15 protein-coding genes are annotated in these 16,012 nt (G+C 68.4%); 10 read left to right on the top strand and 5 right to left on the bottom strand.

The genetic code is table 11. From position 1 onward, the window contains the following. Positions 1-2 precede the first annotated feature (2 nt). The 3 genes from AC0IWM_RS10550 to AC0IWM_RS10540 all read right to left on the bottom strand — a co-directional run bounded on the left by AC0IWM_RS10550 (position 3) and on the right by AC0IWM_RS10540 (position 2,608). Positions 3-1,742, bottom strand: coding sequence for an efflux RND transporter periplasmic adaptor subunit (locus AC0IWM_RS10550; protein WP_056355308.1), 1,740 nt, complete (start codon positions 1,740-1,742; stop codon positions 3-5). Between the two features lie 90 nt (positions 1,743-1,832). After that, positions 1,833-2,306: a hypothetical protein gene (locus AC0IWM_RS10545; RefSeq protein ID WP_056355079.1), complete on the bottom strand. Its 474-nt coding sequence runs from the start codon at positions 2,304-2,306 to the stop codon at positions 1,833-1,835. Positions 2,307-2,398: 92 nt separating this feature from the next. Further along, on the bottom strand, positions 2,399-2,608 hold the full coding sequence (locus AC0IWM_RS10540; protein WP_056355076.1) for a heavy-metal-associated domain-containing protein: 210 nt from the start codon (positions 2,606-2,608) through the stop codon (positions 2,399-2,401). A 579-nt stretch (positions 2,609-3,187) separates the two neighbouring features. On the opposite strand from AC0IWM_RS10540, the gene AC0IWM_RS10535 reads away from it, so the two are divergent. From AC0IWM_RS10535 to AC0IWM_RS10505, 7 genes are all read left to right on the top strand, one after another. After that, positions 3,188-3,436, top strand: coding sequence for a hypothetical protein (locus AC0IWM_RS10535; protein ID WP_056355073.1), 249 nt, complete (start codon positions 3,188-3,190; stop codon positions 3,434-3,436). A 101-nt stretch (positions 3,437-3,537) separates the two neighbouring features. Continuing rightward, a complete protein-coding gene (locus tag AC0IWM_RS10530) occupies positions 3,538-3,771 on the top strand; it encodes a hypothetical protein (RefSeq protein ID WP_082487856.1) in 234 nt (77 codons plus the stop codon). Positions 3,772-3,800: 29 nt separating this feature from the next. Beyond that, positions 3,801-4,199, top strand: coding sequence for a hypothetical protein (locus AC0IWM_RS10525; protein ID WP_292498922.1), 399 nt, complete (start codon positions 3,801-3,803; stop codon positions 4,197-4,199). A 135-nt stretch (positions 4,200-4,334) separates the two neighbouring features. After that, complete coding sequence (locus AC0IWM_RS10520; protein WP_264051095.1) at positions 4,335-5,759, top strand: efflux RND transporter periplasmic adaptor subunit; 1,425 nt, start codon at positions 4,335-4,337, stop codon at positions 5,757-5,759. 14 nt (positions 5,760-5,773) lie between these two features. Continuing rightward, positions 5,774-9,031: an efflux RND transporter permease subunit gene (locus AC0IWM_RS10515; RefSeq protein WP_056355065.1), complete on the top strand. Its 3,258-nt coding sequence runs from the start codon at positions 5,774-5,776 to the stop codon at positions 9,029-9,031. A gap of 28 nt (positions 9,032-9,059) precedes the next feature. Continuing rightward, positions 9,060-9,770, top strand: a complete 711-nt coding sequence (locus AC0IWM_RS10510; RefSeq protein WP_056355062.1) for a hypothetical protein — start codon at positions 9,060-9,062, stop codon at positions 9,768-9,770. A 5-nt stretch (positions 9,771-9,775) separates the two neighbouring features. Next, on the top strand, positions 9,776-10,117 hold the full coding sequence (locus tag AC0IWM_RS10505; RefSeq protein WP_056355304.1) for a hypothetical protein: 342 nt from the start codon (positions 9,776-9,778) through the stop codon (positions 10,115-10,117). Positions 10,118-10,482: 365 nt separating this feature from the next. Here AC0IWM_RS10505 and AC0IWM_RS10500 read toward each other — a convergent pair whose 3' ends face one another. Beyond that, positions 10,483-10,884 (bottom strand): MerR family transcriptional regulator, encoded by a 402-nt coding sequence (locus AC0IWM_RS10500; protein ID WP_056355059.1) that lies wholly within the window; start codon positions 10,882-10,884, stop codon positions 10,483-10,485. Between the two features lie 117 nt (positions 10,885-11,001). Here AC0IWM_RS10500 and AC0IWM_RS10495 point away from each other — a divergent pair, with 117 nt between their 5' ends. The 3 genes from AC0IWM_RS10495 (at position 11,002) to AC0IWM_RS10485 (ending at position 14,841) form a co-directional block, all read left to right on the top strand. Then, positions 11,002-13,167 (top strand): heavy metal translocating P-type ATPase, encoded by a 2,166-nt coding sequence (locus tag AC0IWM_RS10495; protein WP_056355056.1) that lies wholly within the window; start codon positions 11,002-11,004, stop codon positions 13,165-13,167. Continuing rightward, complete coding sequence (gene lspA / locus AC0IWM_RS10490) at positions 13,164-13,682, top strand: signal peptidase II (protein ID WP_177232401.1); 519 nt, start codon at positions 13,164-13,166, stop codon at positions 13,680-13,682. Before AC0IWM_RS10495 ends, lspA begins: the two co-directional genes overlap by 4 nt. A gap of 88 nt (positions 13,683-13,770) precedes the next feature. Further along, positions 13,771-14,841 (top strand): L,D-transpeptidase family protein, encoded by a 1,071-nt coding sequence (locus AC0IWM_RS10485; RefSeq protein ID WP_056355301.1) that lies wholly within the window; start codon positions 13,771-13,773, stop codon positions 14,839-14,841. 60 nt (positions 14,842-14,901) lie between these two features. Here AC0IWM_RS10485 and AC0IWM_RS10480 read toward each other — a convergent pair whose 3' ends face one another. After that, complete coding sequence (locus tag AC0IWM_RS10480; protein WP_056355050.1) at positions 14,902-15,996, bottom strand: HigA family addiction module antitoxin; 1,095 nt, start codon at positions 15,994-15,996, stop codon at positions 14,902-14,904. Between the last annotated feature and the right edge of the window lie 16 nt (positions 15,997-16,012).

The following is a 16,012-nucleotide window of genomic DNA, read 5'->3' as shown; positions in this document are numbered from 1 at the left end:
CCTCAGCGGACCTGATCGAGGAGCTCGGCGCCCTCGGTGACGACGCGCTTGCCCGCGCCTACCCCCTCGGCGACGAGCACGTTGGTCCCGTCGAGGGGCTCGACCCGGACCTGGCGGGCCTCGAAGCGCTCGGCGGCGACGTGCTCGTAGACGATGGCCTGCCCGTTGCCGGAGCGGACCACCGCCGCACGCGGCAGGGCGAGGCCGGACTGCTCGGCGTCCGTGCCGGCGAGCACCGTGAGGAACTGCCCGACCCGCAGGCCGGCGGTGTTGCCCTTGATCGCGAACTGGACCGGGATGGCCTGGTTGCGGTCGGCGAGGCCGGCGCCCTGGTAGACGAGGGATAGGGTGCGCCCGTCGGCGAAGCGGGCCGTGGCGTTCCCAGCCGGCGTGAGGGCGTCGAAGCTCAGGGCCTCGACCCAGAGACGGGTCGGGTCGACGATCTGGAACACCATGGCGCCGGCCGCCGCCATCTGGCCCGCCACCGCGGAGGCCTGCGCGATAACGCCGTCGACGGGCGCGACCAGGGCTTCCGGCTGCTGTCGTGCCTTGTCGAGGGCCGTGCGGCGGTCCTGCAGGCCCTTCAGCTCGGAGAGGGCGTCGTCGAGCTGTGTCTGGGCGACGGCGCCGGTGGTCGCGAGCTTGCGATAGCGCTCCACGCGGCGCTCGACGACGTCGATCTGCTGGTCGAGCTCGCCCTGGCGCTGGCGCATGTCCGAGACGTCGATGGCCTGGACCGGGGGCGTCACGTAGGCCAGCACGTCGCCCTTCCTCACCGTCGTCCCGAGGCGCGGGAACAGGCCTGAGGACGGCGGCGAGAGCCGGCCGCCGACCGAGGATTGCACGACGCCGCTGGCGTTCGGGTCCGGGATCACGCGTCCCGGCAGTTCGACCGTCCGGTGGAACGTCGCCTGCTCCGTCATGGTGGTGCGCAGGACCAGGAGGCGCTGGGTCGGCTTGGGCACGAACACGGAGCCGTCAGGCAGGCGCTGGGCAAGGTCGGACGACGGCTGCGCGGGGTCGAGCAGGGCCGCGCCTTGAACCGGGTCGCCCTTGGACGGGGTGCCGTGGTCCTCGTCGCCATGGGCGAAGGCCACGGTCCCGAGCGCCAGGGTCACGAAGACCGCCATGACGGCCACGGCGGGAAGGCTGCGCCGGCCCCGCATGAGCACGGTGAGCAGCATGCCGAGGAGGAAGGCGGCCGCCGCGGTCAGCATCAGGACGGGGTCCTTGGCCGCGAGGCGGGCCTTCAGGTCGGCGACGGCGGCGGACGCCTTGGCCATGGCGGTGCCGCCCGGCGCTGCGGCCGGGGCGGCGACGGGCGCCTGGGTCTGCGGGATGGACAGCGGGACGGTGAGGACGTCGACCGCCTCCCCGGCGGTGACGGTCACCAGGAGGTCGTGCGATCCCGCCTGCGCGAGCCAGGGCGCGGGAAGCACGTAGGCCGCCTCGGCGGTCTCGGTGGCGGTCCTCTGCCCCTCGGGCGTCTCCACCTCCAGGACTGCGCCGCGGACGGGTTCGTTGGTCCGGAAGCGGTCGAGGTAGAACGTGACCTTCCCGTCCCGTGGGATGGCGGTCAGCTCGAACGCGTCCGACGCGGCCTCGCCGCGCGGGGCGATGGACTTCGAGACGGGCGGGGGCGGTGCGCCGTGGTCGTGCCCCTCATGGGCACGTGCGGGACCCGCCAGCGAAGCGACGGCCAGCCACGCCGCGCCAAGGGCGGCGGCAATACGAAAAGACATGGAAGAGGCATCCTCGCGTTCGAACACCGGACGCACATCCGCGGCTTGCGGACGGAATCCGACCGTTGCGCGCCCTTGGCGCGCCGTTCGTTACGCGAGGGTTCGTGGGGGCCTGGGCAGGGCCTCGGGGCCGAGGCCGGAGCGGCCGTCGATGTCGTGCGTGACCAGAACGACATGCCCGAAGGCGAGCGTCGGCATTGTCATCGGAGCCGAGAGGATGCCAGGAACGCAGCAGGACATCGTCCCGCAGCATGCGCCCTTGCAGGGACCGGGGCAGCAACCCCGACCCGCGTCCTCGGACTGGAGGACGGCGACCCGGGCGGGAACCGCGGCCTTGAGCAGCACGGGCGTTGCATCGACGGCAGCCGCCGACCGACCGACGTCGCGCGGTGCGGGGGCCGCCAGCGGCGCGACGGACGCCTTGGGCGCCCGCGTCATGGCGGCATGGTCATGGCCACCGTGATGATGGCCTTCGTGAGCCTGGACGGCAGACGGCGCGACGTAGGCGATGATCATCACGATCATCGCCGCCATCAGGCGCACGAGTTGCCGGTCGGGTCTCATCGGGATTGCTTACACCGTTTCGATGGGCCGAGGAATACTCGCCCCGGGACACAAATGGCCGAGCGCCGATATTGTTTCCGCTTGCCGGTCGGTCAAGCCGCGGCGGTCAGCGGTTCGACGCCATAGCCCGCGGAACTGACCGCGTCGGTGAACCGCGCCGCATCCGAGGACGACGCGATGGAGACGATGCCTTCGCCCAGGTCGATGTCGACGGTGGCATTCGGATCGACGCCCAGGACCGCGCGCGTAACGGACTTGGCGCAGCCGCCGCAGTTCATTCGAGTGACCTTGAGCCGGATCATGACGGTTCTCCTCTTAGAAGTGACGTCACGGCGATATGGGGCTTCCCATGATGGGAAGGTCAAGAGCTTCTTGTCCGGCGGCAGACGGATACCTCGGAGCGGCTTGTCTTGGCGTGATCTCAAGCTTGGTGCAGGCCCCCGCCCGGCCTATCCCTTGCTCTCAACGTAAGGGGCTGACCATGGGCGTCAATTTCCGTCCACGTGCAGGCCATGAACCGATATGACCTTGACGACCCGGCATGCTCCGATCCGTCCATGCCTGTAAGCCCCGACCATGCGTGGAAGCTCGTCCTTCGGGGCCAATAGCCATCTCCGGCTGACGACCGCCCCTTTTCGCCGTGCCGAGGCGTGCGTATCCGGCGCACGTCGACCAGTCCGGACCAATGACGATCCTAGACCTCGCCAGCGAAAGGACCAACGAGGCGCCTTCGCGTCCGCTGAACCCCGAACAATACACGCGATTATCTCGTGCGCTTCTCATCTTTGGCTAAGCGATACGTCTGAAACACCAAAATAATCTCGGATCGGTTTCCGAACGAAATGCGTTGCTGGCCATACAATGTTTCTAGGAGCACCACGATGAAGCGCAACCTTCTCGCTTACGCCGCCGCCACGACCCTGGCCCTGGCGCCGGTCGGGGCCCTCGCCCAGCACATCGACGTCGGCCCGGGCGGCGTCGGCGTCCATGGCGACAGTCATGGCGAGCGCCACGGCGACCGTCACCATGACGACCACCATGAGGTCGTCCGCGAGCATCACCACCACGACGACCATCACGATGACAACCATGGCAGCGAGCGCCGAACCACGGTCATCGAGCGCCACTGAGCGGTTCGCCGCTCCCAGGTCCGGCAAGATGAACGCGGGTTTCAGACCCCGTTCAAGTCGCCGGACCCATGCTCACGGCATCAATCCTTGAGGAAAGAGCCATGCGAGTCCGCATCCCAGCCCTTCTCGCCGCGACCCTGATCCTCGTCCCTGCCGCCGCATCGGCGCAGTATTACGGGGGCGACTTCGAGAGGCGCGGTCGCGACGTCCATGTCGACCGCTACCATCACGGCGACCACGACGACATCGTCGTGCATCGTCATCGCCGCCACTACGAGGAGCGGCCGGTCTACTACGAGCGTCGCCACCACCATCATCACCATCACGACTATTGAGGCTTGCCTCCCGTCGGGGGCCATCCGGCATGTACGAGTGGCCCGGAATCGTTCATAAGGCAGCCATGAGCGCGGGATCCCCAATTAGGGCCTACGAGGCAATGCGCGGTTGGTGGGCGATCGCCGTCCGCGCGCTCTCGCTCGTGCTCGCCCTGGCGCTTGTCGCTCCCGGAACCATCCATTCCGCAGAGGTCCATCGCTTCGCCGGTGCCGAAGTGTCGATGTCGGCTTATTCCGACGCGGCTCCGGCAAGCCATGCTGATGGCTGCCTGACCTGTCACGCAAACTGCGGATGCCACCAAGCCATCAATCCCGAGGGACCGGCTTTGGCGCTGAGCGCCATGACCAAGCGGCCGACCTACGCCCTCGTGGACGCGACTATGGTTTCGGTCTCGCCGGACCGCCTTCCGAGGCCTCCCCGCGCCTGAGATGGCGTCGTCACGTCCGTGGCGCGCGTCCTCCGACCATCCCAGCGGATGATCGGCCCCCACAGAGCGTGAACAGTACGGAGCACCGAAGCCCAGAGAACGGGCCTTCGTGTTCCAGGCAAACGGCCTCCTTCCATGCGTGCACTTCTGTCCGTGGCCTTCCTGGCCATAGGCATCGCCATCGGCGGTGCCTTCCCGCGTGTGTCCGAAATCGTGCAGGGCGCCCTCGCGACCGCCGGTCTTTCAACGGCCCCGAAGCCTCCACCGACGAACGCCGCCGTATCGAGGCCGGCGTCCGGGAAGGGCGACGAGGGACACGGCGAGCCGGATCACGAGCATGCTTCCAACGAGCGCCCGGATTCGGCGGGCGAGCCGGCGCATGGAGAGGCCGCACATCGGCATTCGGATAACGAGGCCAAGCCCAAGCCGAAGGCCCCCGGCCACGCGCATGCCGAGGGCGAGGCGCACGGCGAGGAGGGCGAGGGCAAGATCAAGATGACGGCCGAACAGGCCGCGGAGCAGGACATCAAGCTGGCTCGCGTCGACGCCGGCATACTCTCGCGCCATCTCCTCGTTCCCGGTTCCATCGTCCAGGATGCCGACCGGATCGCCCGCGTGCCCGCCCGGGTTGCCGGGACGGTGGCGGAAATGCGCAAGCGTCTCGGCGAGGACGTAGCCAAGGGCGAGGTCGTAGCGGTCCTCGATAGCCGCGAGGTTGCAGAGGCCAAGAGCGAGTTCCTGACGGCGACCGTCAAGGCGGACCTGGAGAAGACCAACTTCGACCGCCAGCAAGCGCTCTGGGACAAGCGAATCTCGGCGGAATCGGCCTTTCTCAACGCGAAGGCGGCCTATTCGGAAGCGACCCTTCGCGTCGACCTCGCCCGCCAGAAGCTTTCGGCCCTGGGGCTGAACGCGGCCGAGGTCGCAGTCTCGGCCAAGAAGGACGAGACAACCCCGAACCTGTCGACCCTTCGACGATACGAGCTCAGGTCCCCCCTCGCCGGACGGGTCGTCGAGCGAAAGGTCGACGTCGGCACGAAGGTCGGCAGCGAGGGCGACCCCGCGGACGTCTACACCGTGGCCGACCTGTCCTCCGTGTGGATCGAGCTCTCGGTCCCGACAACCGAGCTGGCGAAGGTGCGAGAGGGCGCCCGGGTGGCCATCGTCGCGGGGGACGACCGCCCTCGCGCAGAGGGCAAGGTCGTCTTCGTGAGCCCGATCCTCAACCCGGAGACGCGCTCGGCCCGTGTCATCGTCTCTTTGCCCAACAAGGACATGGCCTGGCGGCCGGGGACCTTCGTGACGACGGAAGTCGAGATCGCCCAGGATCCCGTCAAGGTCCGACTGCCGAAATCCGCAATCCAGACCATCGGCGGCGAGAAGGTGGTGTTCGCGCGGACCCCGGCGGGGTTCGAGAGAAGGGACGTGACCATCGGCAAGGCCGACGACCAGGCCTACGAGATCCTTTCGGGTCTGAACCCAGGCGACGAGGTCGCGGTGGCCAACTCCTTCGTCCTGAAGGCCGAGCTCGGCAAGGCCGAAGCCGACCACGACCACTGAAGGCGGGCGCGGACATGATCTCGAAGATCCTCGACTTCTCGGTCCACCAGCGCTGGCTCGTGGTGCTCCTGTCGCTTCTCGCCGCCGGCTTCGGCGTCTTCTCGCTGACCAAGCTCCCCATCGACGCGGTGCCCGACATCACCAACAACCAGGTGCAGATTAACACCACGGCGCCGTCGCTCTCGCCGGTCGATATCGAGAAGCAGGTGACCTATCCGGTCGAGACCGCCCTCGCCGGGATCAAGGGCCTGGAATACACCCGCTCGCTCTCGCGGAACGGGTTCTCCCAGGTCACCGCGGTCTTTTCCGAGAAGTTAGACATCTACTTCGCCCGGCAGCAGGTGGCGGAGCGCATCAACGAGGCGAAGTCGACCCTGCCGCCCGGGGCAGAGCCCCACATGGGCCCGATCTCGACCGGCCTGGGCGAGATCTACATGTGGTCCATCCACTACGCCAAGCCCGAGGAGCGCAAGGTCTCCCCGGACGGCAAGGGCGGGTGGCAGTCGGACGGAAGCTACCTGACCCCCGAGGGCCAGCGGCTCACGACCGAGCTGGAGCGCACGGCCTACCTGCGCACCGTTCAGGACTGGATCATCCGCCCCCAGGTGAAGACCGTGCCGGGGGTCGCCGGCGTCGACAGCATCGGCGGCTTCGACAAGCAGTACCACGTCCAGCCCGACCCGATGAAGCTCACCGCCCTCGACCTGTCCTTCGCCGACATCGCCCGGGCGCTGGAGGCCAACAACGCCAACCAAGGCGCACGTTACCTTGAGGACAACGGCGAGGGCTACGTAGTGCGCGCCGCCGGCCGCCTTGAGACCATGGAGGACATCGGCTCCGTCGTAGTGACGACGCGCGGCGGCGTGCCGGTCCGCATCTCCGACATCGCAGAGGTTCGGATCGGGCGCGACCTGCGCACCGGCTCCGGCAGCGAGGACGGGCGCGAGGTGGTGATCGGCACCGCCCTGATGCTCATCGGCGAGAACAGCCGGACCGTGGCGGCCGGCGTCGACGCTCGCATGACCGAGGTCCGGCGCACGCTACCGCCCGGCATCCAGGTCCAGACCGTGCTCAACCGTACGGTCCTCGTCGAGGCCACCATCAGGACCGTCGCGAAGAACCTAGCCGAGGGCGCGGCCCTCGTCGTCGTCATCCTGTTCCTGTTGCTGGGCAACATCCGCGCGGCCATCGTCGCTGCCCTCGTCATCCCGGTCGCGATGCTGATGACCATGACCGGCATGGTCCAGGGCCGCATCAGCGCCAACCTGATGAGCCTCGGCGCCCTCGACTTCGGCTTAATCGTCGACGGGGCCGTCATCATCACCGAGAACGCCCTGCGCCACCTGGCGGAGCGGCAGGGGGAGCTCGGGCGCAAGCTCGAACTGGAGGAGCGCCTCGTCACGGTGAGGGCCTCGGCCGAGGAGATGATCAAGCCCTCCCTCTACGGGCAAGCTATCATCATCCTCGTCTACGTGCCGCTCCTCACCTTCACTGGTGTCGAGGGCAAGATGTTCGAGCCGATGGCACTCACCGTCATCATCGCCCTTCTCTCGGCCTTCGTCCTGTCGCTGACCTTCGTGCCGGCGATGATCGCCATCGTCATCACCGGCAAGGTGACGGAGAAGGACAACGTCCTCATCCGCGGGATCAAAGCCGCCTACCGTCCGGTCCTCGGTGCCGCCCTGCGGGTCCCGATGACTTTCGTCGCGGTTGCCCTGGTGCTGCTCGTCGGGGCCGGGTTCCTGTTCACCAAGCTCGGGCAGGAGTTCATCCCGCAGCTCGACGAGAAGAGCATCGCGCTGAACGCCCAGCGCATCCCGTCGACCTCGCTCACCCAGTCGCAGGCGATGCAGCTGAAGGTCGAGCAGGCCGTTAGTCGGTTCCCCCAGGTCGCCTACGTCTTCTCGAAGACCGGCACCGCCGAGGTCGCCTCGGACCCCATGCCACCGAGCTCGTCCGACACCTTCGTCATTCTGAAACCGCAGGAGGAATGGCCCGACCCCGACCTGTCCAAGGCGGACTTGCAGGAGCAGATCGAGAAGGCCCTGGGGTCGCTTGCCGGCAATGTCTACGAGTTCTCCCAGCCCATCCAGCTTCGCTTCAACGAGCTCCTGGCCGGCACCCGCGGCGACCTTGCCGTAAAGGTGTTCGGTGAGGAGTTCGAGCCGATGCTCAAGACCGCCAACCAAGTCGCCGCGATCCTGCGCGGGACGGAGGGGGCCGACGACGTCAAGGTCGAGCAGACGGCCGGCCTGCCGTTCCTGGAGATCAAGATCAACAAGACCGAGGCCGCGCGCCTCGGCCTGAGCACGTCCGCAATCCAAGACGTCATCGGGGCGGCCATCGGCGGCCGCGAGGCCGGCATGGTGTTCGAGGGGGATCGCCGCTTCCCCATCGTCGTGCGGCTGAACGACAAGGTTCGCGAGGACCGCGAGGCCCTGGAGAACATCCCTGTTCCGTTGCCCCCGGGCGCCAATGGGCGGGCCTCCTCCGTGCTCCTGAAGCAGGTGGCGAGCTTCTCTGTCACCGAGGGCCCGAACCAGATCTCGCGGGAAAATGGTCGGCGCCGCGTCGTGGTCACCGCCAACGTCCGGGGCCGCGACATCGGCTCGCTCGTCGCCGAGGCGCAGGCCAAGGTCGCGTCCGGGGTGCAGCTTCCGGCCGGCTACTACGTGACCTGGGGCGGACAATTCGAGAACCTGGCCTCGGCCCGCCAGCGACTGATGGTGGTCGTGCCGGTCTGCTTCTTCCTGATCTTCCTGCTTCTGTTCTCGGCCCTGAACTCGGCCAAGGACGCCTTACTCGTGTTCAGCGCGGTGCCGCTGGCGCTCACCGGCGGCATCGCCGCCCTGTGGCTGCGGGGAATGCCGTTCTCCGTGCCCGCGGCGGTGGGTTTCATCGCCCTGTCGGGGGTGGCGGTCCTCAACGGCTTGGTGATGCTGACGTACATCAAGCAGCTCATCGCGGAGGGGAAGCCCCGGCGCGAGGCGATCCTCGAAGGCGCGATGACCCGGCTCCGACCGGTGGCGATGACCGCCTTGGTGGCGTCCCTCGGGTTCGTACCGATGGCGTTGGCGACCGAGACGGGGGCCGAGGTCCAACGGCCGCTCGCCACCGTGGTGATCGGAGGCCTCATCAGCGCGACCCTGCTGACGTTGGTCGTCCTGCCGGCCCTGTACGCACGCTTTGCCGGAGCGGTCCTGCCGTCGGGGGGCGCCCGGCCGGTTGGTGCCGGCCAAGCGAGGCACCAGGTCGAGGTCGCGGCGGAGTGAGGCAGCCCCCACCGGACGGAGCCCTGCCATGAACGTCGCCGCGCTGCTCCTCGCCTGCTTCCTTGGAATGGGCGGAACCTCCGCGGCGAGCGACCAAAGCTGCGTGATCCCCGGCCGTTTTCCCTTGCGAAGCGGCTTCATGCCGTCCCCGACGGTCTCCGTGCCCGAACCCTGCGGCTATTCCCTAGGGCACGCCGGTCCTTGCCAGGTCGGACAGCCGGGCACCATGGCGATGGATACCCCCGAGCCGGCCAAGCCGGAAGAAGCGCCGTTCGGGCTCTCGTGGGGGCCGCTGACGGAGGTACCAAAACCCTCGATGGTGGACCGGGAAGGCAACATCACCGCCCTGATCTACTTCCATGACCGTCCCCCCTCGGCCGGACGGGACACCGACCGGGTCGTCCTGGAGGTCTGCAAGGACGAGGGCCTGCAGCAAGTCATCTGGCTCAGCCGCCCCTTCTCCGACGTGGAACTCCCGGCCCGTTACGCCGCCATCCTCCAGGAAGGCGTTCAACGCCATGGAACGCCGCGGGAGGGTGACGCTCCGGGAACCGTCGCATGGCCTGCGGCTCGGACTTTCCTGGCGGTCCGGACATCGGCTTCGGGGGACCGGCGCCTCTTGATGGTTTCCCAGGGCGGGCGCTACGCGGGATGCTCGGCCACCCACGAGGCCATGACCGGCCATCCGGCCGGCGTGCACGCTTCCAGGCTCCTCGATCCCGATGGTAACGGACGATGATGGCGATGCCGGCTGTGCTTTCGGGCGTCTTCGTGATCCTGGCGCAGGCGCCGGCCACGAAGATCGTGGGCATCGGCGCATCCACCTGCGCGCGCTTCATCCATGACATCGGGGAAGCGCCGGAGAGGGAGCGGGATTACCTCGCCTGGGCCCAGGGGTTCATGAGCGGGGCGCTGATACGGGCACCCGAAGGCATCGACGAGGGCCTCGACTTGGCGCCGGCCTCGATGCCACTGAGCGCGCAGGCGAACTTCCTCCGGGCGTTTTGCCGGAAAAGTCCCTCCCTCGACTACATGGACGCCGTGCATGCCCTTTACCGGCACCTGAGGACGCAACAGACCCTCTAGCAAGGCTCCGGAATCGACACGGTGGGGAGACAACAGGGGGCGGGGCGGTACGGCCGCCCTCGAAGTGCCAGGTAGGTCCCCGGACTTAGGAATGCCCAATGGCCGGCAAGAAGGCTGCGCGAAATGAGAATGTTTGGGGGCGAGGCAATCCACGGCGTCGGCGGCGGGTGCGGCCGCACGTTCGCAAGGCGGCTTTACGCTCCTTCGCCTGGGTGCTGCTCCTCGTTCCTGGCGTTTGGATCCTGCTCTATCTCCTTGGCTCCATGACGTGAGCGCCGCTGGACCGATGGGCGATCACCCCCATCGGGCTGACGCCGGCTCGGCCGTCTCCATCCGCCGGTGCCCCGATTTGGTCGGTCCCCCGCTCAGGCCAGGTCGCCGTGAGGCGACAAGGCCTCGATGATGCGGCAGTCTGCGACCGAGCCGCATTTGCACTGACCGATGACGTCGCTCAGCTCACGGGCGAGCCTGGTGAGGTCCGAGAGTTTCCGCTCGACCTCCGCCAAGTGCGCACGCGCGATCGTGTCGACTTCGGCGCAGGACCGGCCGCGTTCGTCGGCCAAAGCCAGAAGCTCGCGGATCTGGTCCACGGTGAAGCCGAGGTCCCGGCCACGCCGTATGAAGCTCAGACGACGCAGGTGCTCCGGGCCGTACAGGCGATAGTTGCCCGCCGACCGCGCGGGTTTCGGCAGGAGCTTCACCTTCTCGTACCACCGGACCGTCTCGACACGGGTGTTCGTCGCCGCCGCCAAGTCGCCGATGGTCATGGAGGATGCGTTCGCCACGGTCTTGACCCTGTAGTTGCTACAGGGTGCACATAGGGGGTCCCACCGCCCGGCGCGACGCCCGGGCCGACGGAGCATGCCATGCCGGGGACAGGAACCATGGGGAAGATCCCCGCAGCCGCCGCACTGCGCTACCGCGTGAAGGGCATGGATTGCCCGAGTTGCGCGGCCAAGATCGAGACGGCGGTGACCCGCCTCCCCGGCGTCGGCGACGTGCGCGTGAACTACACGGCCCAGGTCCTCGACCTCGTGCTTGATGAGGGCGCGACGCCCCGGGCTGCGCTTGAGGAGCGGATCGCCGGCCTCGGCTACGGCGTCGCCTCCCTGCCCACGGCAGCCGACCTCGCCCATGCCCATTCGTCCGGGACCGATATCCTTTCGGTCGAGGACGAGAAGGCGGAGCCCCCCGCCTGGCGCAGCCGCAAGGGGCTCCTAGCCATTGCCATCGCAGCCTTGTTCGCCGTGGGCTTCCTACTGGATCAAGCCCAGCCTGCGCTGGTCGGCGAGTACGCCTACTGGCCCGGGGCGCTCCTTGGGCTTGCCTTCTACGGACGCCGGGCCATCGCTGCGGCGCGCAATGGCTCGCCCTTCTCCATCGAGATGCTGATGTCGGTTGCGACGGTCGGCGCGCTCGCCATCCATGCCGCCGAGGAAGCCGCGGTCGTGGTCCTGCTGTTTACGGTCGGCGAGATGCTCGAAGGCTTCGCGGCAGGCCGATCCCGGGCCGGCATCAAGGCGCTCGTAGGCCTCGTGCCGAAGACGGCGCGCCTGATCGAGGAGGACGGTATCGTGCGCGAGGTGCCGGCTGCCGCCCTTCGGATCGGGCAGACCGTGCTGGTCCGCCCCGGCGACCGCGTGCCCGCCGACGGTGAGATCACGGACGGGTCGTCGAGCCTCGACGAGTCCCCCATCACGGGGGAATCCGTCCCCCGGCCAAAGGAAATCGGGGACGCGGTCTACGCTGGCAGCGTGAACGCGGACGGCGCCCTGCAGGTCAGGGTGACCCGGATGCCCTCCGACAACACCGTCGCCCGCATCCTGCATATGGTGGAGGAGGCGCAGGCGTCGAAGTCGCCGACCGCGCGCTTCATCGACCGCTTCAGCGCCGTCTACACCCCGGTGGCGTTCGCCTTCGCCGCGCTGGCCGCGCTTGGGCCGCCCCTCCTGCTCGGTGCCGACTGGAGCACCTGGATCTATCGTGGATTGGCTCTGCTCCTCATCGCCTGCCCCTGCGCACTCGTCCTCTCGACTCCCGCCGCCATCGCCTCCGGGCTGGCCGCCGGGGCTCGTCGCGGACTTCTGGTGAAGGGTGGCGCCGCCCTTGAGACCATCGGGCGGGTTCGAACCGTCGCCTTCGACAAGACCGGGACGCTCACGGTCGGTCGGCCGCTCGTCACGGACGTGTTGCCGTTCGCCACGGGCATGACGGACCGGGCCCTTCTCGGGCTGGCAGCGGCGGTGGAGGCGGGGTCAAGCCACCCCATCGCCCGAGCTCTTATCGAACGCGCGGGGGTGGACGGCATCCCGTTACGGCCGGTGCGTGACGCCAGGGCGGTGCCCGGTAAGGCCGTCCAGGCCACCGTAGCAGGACGGCTCGTCGTGGTGGCTTCCCCCCGCCACGCGGCGACGCTGGCCCCCCTCGGAGACGAGGCCGAGCGGACCGTGGCGGCGCTGGAGGAAGCAGGCAAGACCGCGGTCATCGTGGTCCGGGACGGCGAGGCCCTCGGCGCCATAGCGGTCCGGGACGAGCCCAGACAGGATGCGACCGCCGCCATCGCGTCCTTGCGCAGGCTCGGCGTCGAGTGCGTGATGCTGACGGGCGACAACCGCCGTACCGGCGAGGCCATCGCAAGGGGCCTCGGGCTCACCGCCCGGGCCGATCTTCTACCTGCGGACAAGCTCGCCGAGGTTAATGCCCTGAAGGAATTGGGGATTGTGGCAATGGTCGGCGACGGCATCAACGACGCCCCCGCGCTTGCCGCAGCCAACGTCGGCATAGCCATGGGCGGCGGTACCGATGCCGCGCTGGAGACTGCCGATGCCGCCGTTCTCAACGACCGGGTGTCCGACGTCGCCGCCCTCGTGGCGCTGTCCCGGGCCACGCTCGGCAACATCCATCAGAACGTGGCCATCTCACTCGGACTGAAGGCGGTGTTCCTCGTGACCACGCTCGCCGGCATCACCGGGCTGTGGCCGGCCATCCTGGCGGATACCGGTGCGACCGTCCTGGTGACGGCCAACGCGCTCCGCCTTCTGAGGGCATGATGACCACCCCATCCGAGGGACTGGCCCGCCGGGTCGCGACGGTGGGCGCCATCCTGGTGGCCGCCGCGGCCATCGACCTCGCCGCGAAGGCGGCGGCCGAGAGTTGGCTGGCCGAGGGTGGGGTCCAGGGCTTCCTGCCCTTCGTCGACCTGAGCCTGTCGTTCAACCACGGCATCAGCTTCAGCCTGTTCCCGGCACGCGATCCGTCTTCCCTGACCCTTCTTCTTGGCATCCAGGGCACGCTTACCTGCCTCATCGCCGGCTGTGCCGTGGCAGCGGGAAGCGGGCTCGAACGCCTCGGGCTCGCCTCGATGGCAGGCGGCGCCGCGGGCAATCTCATCGACCGGTTCATGGATGGGACCGTGACCGACTACCTCGACCTGCACATGGGCGGCATGCGCTGGTTCACCTTCAACCTGGCGGATGCCTGGATCTCCCTGGGCGTCGTCCTGCTGCTCATCGACGGCTTCCGAACGCGCCGGCGGCATCCCGATGCCGGGGAATTGACCTCATGATAGCCCCGATCCCGCCGAACCGTGGCCACGGCAACCCGTCATGCCCCTCCCGGGCCCAGGCTCGGACACAGATACCGTCGAGGCCGACATGCTGAAGAAGATCACGCTCGGGTTGGCTCTCCTGTCGGCGCTGTCCGCCTGCCAGGACGGACGGTACGCTGGCTCGACCCGCCACCTCGCGCCCATCCCGCCTGAGACCCTGGCCTTGATGTCCACCAAGGGTGTGTCTTCCGCCGACCCGATCCTGATGCGGGCCTACAAGAAGGAGTCCGAGATCGAGCTTTGGAAGCGCGGAGCGGACGGCAGGTACGCCTTGCTGAAGACGTATCCGATGTGCCGGTGGTCGGGTCAGCTCGGGCCCAAGACCCGGGAGGGCGACCGACAGGCCCCCGAGGGCTTCTACGCGATCACGCCGGAGTCCATGAACGCGAATTCCAGCCTCTACCTGTCGTTCAACCTCGGCTACCCGAACGCGTACGACCGCTCCCTGGGGCGCACGGGGACGCACCTGATGGTCCATGGCTCGTGCTCGTCCCAGGGCTGCTTCGCGATGACGGACGAGGCGATCTCGGAGCTTTACGCCGTCGTCCGCGAGGCGTTCGCGGGCGGGCAGCGAGCCGTCCAGTTCCAGTCCTACCCGTTCCGCATGACCCCGGAGAACCTCGCCCGGCACCGGCAGGACCCGAACATGGCCTTCTGGAGGAACCTCAAGGAAGGGTCGGACCGGTTCGAGGTCACGGGGGCGGAACCGGCCGTCGACGTGGCGGGCGGACGCTACGCGTTCGATGCGGGCGTTGACGCCCCCGCCGCCGACGCGGTCGCCCGGAAGCAGGCGGACGACGAGCGGCAGGTCGCCGCCCTCGTGGCGAGCGGAACGTCGGCGGTCCGGCTGGTGTACGAGGACGGCGGTCAGCACCGGGCGTTCCGCGAGACCATGATGGCTGCCGGCAACGGACTAGGCGAGGTAAGCCGACCCGAAGCCCTGGCATCAGGCCCGCGAGAGGTGGACATGCCAGCGCAGGGGCCGGTCGCGCTCGTCGGAAGGCGGGAGCCGGTACGGAGCACGGCAGCGCCCAAGCCGCCGGGGACTAGCATTCTCGTGGCTGAGCGTCGGCGCCTGCTTGAGACCTTCGCCGCGGCGGGGGACGGGCGGAGGTGATGGGCCTGTCGGCCATCAGCGCCCCCATGACCGAGGCGGCCTGACCGATGCCCCGCGCACTCAGGCGGCGGCGACCTCGTCCGCCCATCCCAAACGTGCCTTCAGGTCGTTCAGGTGGCTGAATGCGAGGACGCGTCGGTGTTGCAGCATGCCGACCACGATGCCCGGATGAAGCCCGACCTCGTCGGCGAAGGTCACGACCTCCTGCTTCGTCCGTGGGCATGTGGTGGCGAAGGCATCGATCCGCTCGCGCCCGACCAGCATCTCCTCGGCCCAGGCATCCGCCTCGGCCTCGACGTCGTTGTCCTCGCCGTTCTTGTCGTCGACGAAATTCATTCCGCGATGCAGGCTGATGTGCGCCGCCTCGTGGAAGAAGGTCCACCAGAAATGGTCGTTGCTCTTCATGCGCAGCGACATCTGGATCATGGGACGGTCGTCGTTCAGCCACCGCGCCGATCCGAAGACGCAGGTCTTGCTTAGGGGCTTCTGGAACACTAGGGCGACGCCGGACGCATGGCAGATTTCGAGCATGCGCGGCTCGAAGGTCTCAGGCATTTCCACGGTCAGCGAACGGATCTCTGCGCATCCCTGCTTGAACCGCCCCGGATCGTAGGCCGGCAGGCTGAGCCGGCGCGCCTTCTCCTCGCCCAGCATCAGCCAGCACAGCATGTGGTGGGGCGAGGTGGTGCCGGTCCTCGCCTTGCGGTGGTGCACGGCCAGGGAACCGAGCTTCGCCTCGTAGGCGTGCGGTCCCCCGATCCCGAGGAGGCCCAGCAGACCGTCCATGATCCTGCCGGGGTCGTTGGTCTGGGGAAGGCGACCACAGGCCTTCAGTTCCCTGATAGGGAACCCCTTGAGCCATTCGGCCTCCCGCACGGCCGCCTCCTGCTCCCGCTGCCGAGCCTGGAACAGGTCCCAGTTCGCCTGGAGGCCGGTCCAGATGTAGGCCTTGAGGCCGAGCACGTGCTCCAGCTTCAGTGCGGTCTCGGGCGTGACCGGGTTGGAGCCGTTGATGATCGTGCTGACTAGCTTGGGCGTCATGTCGGCGATGCGGGCGAACTCGGCCTGGGACCAGCCGCGCTCCTGGATGTACTCTTCGAGGTGTTCGCCGGGATGGGTCGCCCATTGCGGCGTCCAGGCTTCCTGCGTCGTCATCCCCTTGGTCTCCGCC

The sequence above is a fragment of the Methylobacterium sp. AC433 genome (assembly GCF_979253015.1).
This window is presented reverse-complemented; position numbering and strand designations above follow the sequence as displayed.

Bases quoted from the DNA above. Each gene is read 5' to 3' on its own strand.
- AC0IWM_RS10550 (WP_056355308.1), bottom strand. From the start codon at position 1,742: ATGTCTTTTCGTATTGCCGCCGCCCTTGGCGCGGCGTGGCTGGCCGTC.
- AC0IWM_RS10545 (WP_056355079.1), bottom strand. From the start codon at position 2,306: ATGAGACCCGACCGGCAACTCGTGCGCCTGATGGCGGCGATGATCGTG.
- AC0IWM_RS10540 (WP_056355076.1), bottom strand. From the start codon at position 2,608: ATGATCCGGCTCAAGGTCACTCGAATGAACTGCGGCGGCTGCGCCAAG.
- AC0IWM_RS10535 (WP_056355073.1), top strand. From the start codon at position 3,188: ATGAAGCGCAACCTTCTCGCTTACGCCGCCGCCACGACCCTGGCCCTG.
- AC0IWM_RS10530 (WP_082487856.1), top strand. From the start codon at position 3,538: ATGCGAGTCCGCATCCCAGCCCTTCTCGCCGCGACCCTGATCCTCGTC.
- AC0IWM_RS10525 (WP_292498922.1), top strand. From the start codon at position 3,801: ATGTACGAGTGGCCCGGAATCGTTCATAAGGCAGCCATGAGCGCGGGA.
- AC0IWM_RS10520 (WP_264051095.1), top strand. From the start codon at position 4,335: ATGCGTGCACTTCTGTCCGTGGCCTTCCTGGCCATAGGCATCGCCATC.
- AC0IWM_RS10515 (WP_056355065.1), top strand. From the start codon at position 5,774: ATGATCTCGAAGATCCTCGACTTCTCGGTCCACCAGCGCTGGCTCGTG.
- AC0IWM_RS10510 (WP_056355062.1), top strand. From the start codon at position 9,060: ATGAACGTCGCCGCGCTGCTCCTCGCCTGCTTCCTTGGAATGGGCGGA.
- AC0IWM_RS10505 (WP_056355304.1), top strand. From the start codon at position 9,776: ATGCCGGCTGTGCTTTCGGGCGTCTTCGTGATCCTGGCGCAGGCGCCG.
- AC0IWM_RS10500 (WP_056355059.1), bottom strand. From the start codon at position 10,884: ATGACCATCGGCGACTTGGCGGCGGCGACGAACACCCGTGTCGAGACG.
- AC0IWM_RS10495 (WP_056355056.1), top strand. From the start codon at position 11,002: ATGGGGAAGATCCCCGCAGCCGCCGCACTGCGCTACCGCGTGAAGGGC.
- lspA (WP_177232401.1), top strand. From the start codon at position 13,164: ATGATGACCACCCCATCCGAGGGACTGGCCCGCCGGGTCGCGACGGTG.
- AC0IWM_RS10485 (WP_056355301.1), top strand. From the start codon at position 13,771: ATGCTGAAGAAGATCACGCTCGGGTTGGCTCTCCTGTCGGCGCTGTCC.
- AC0IWM_RS10480 (WP_056355050.1), bottom strand. From the start codon at position 15,996: ATGACGACGCAGGAAGCCTGGACGCCGCAATGGGCGACCCATCCCGGC.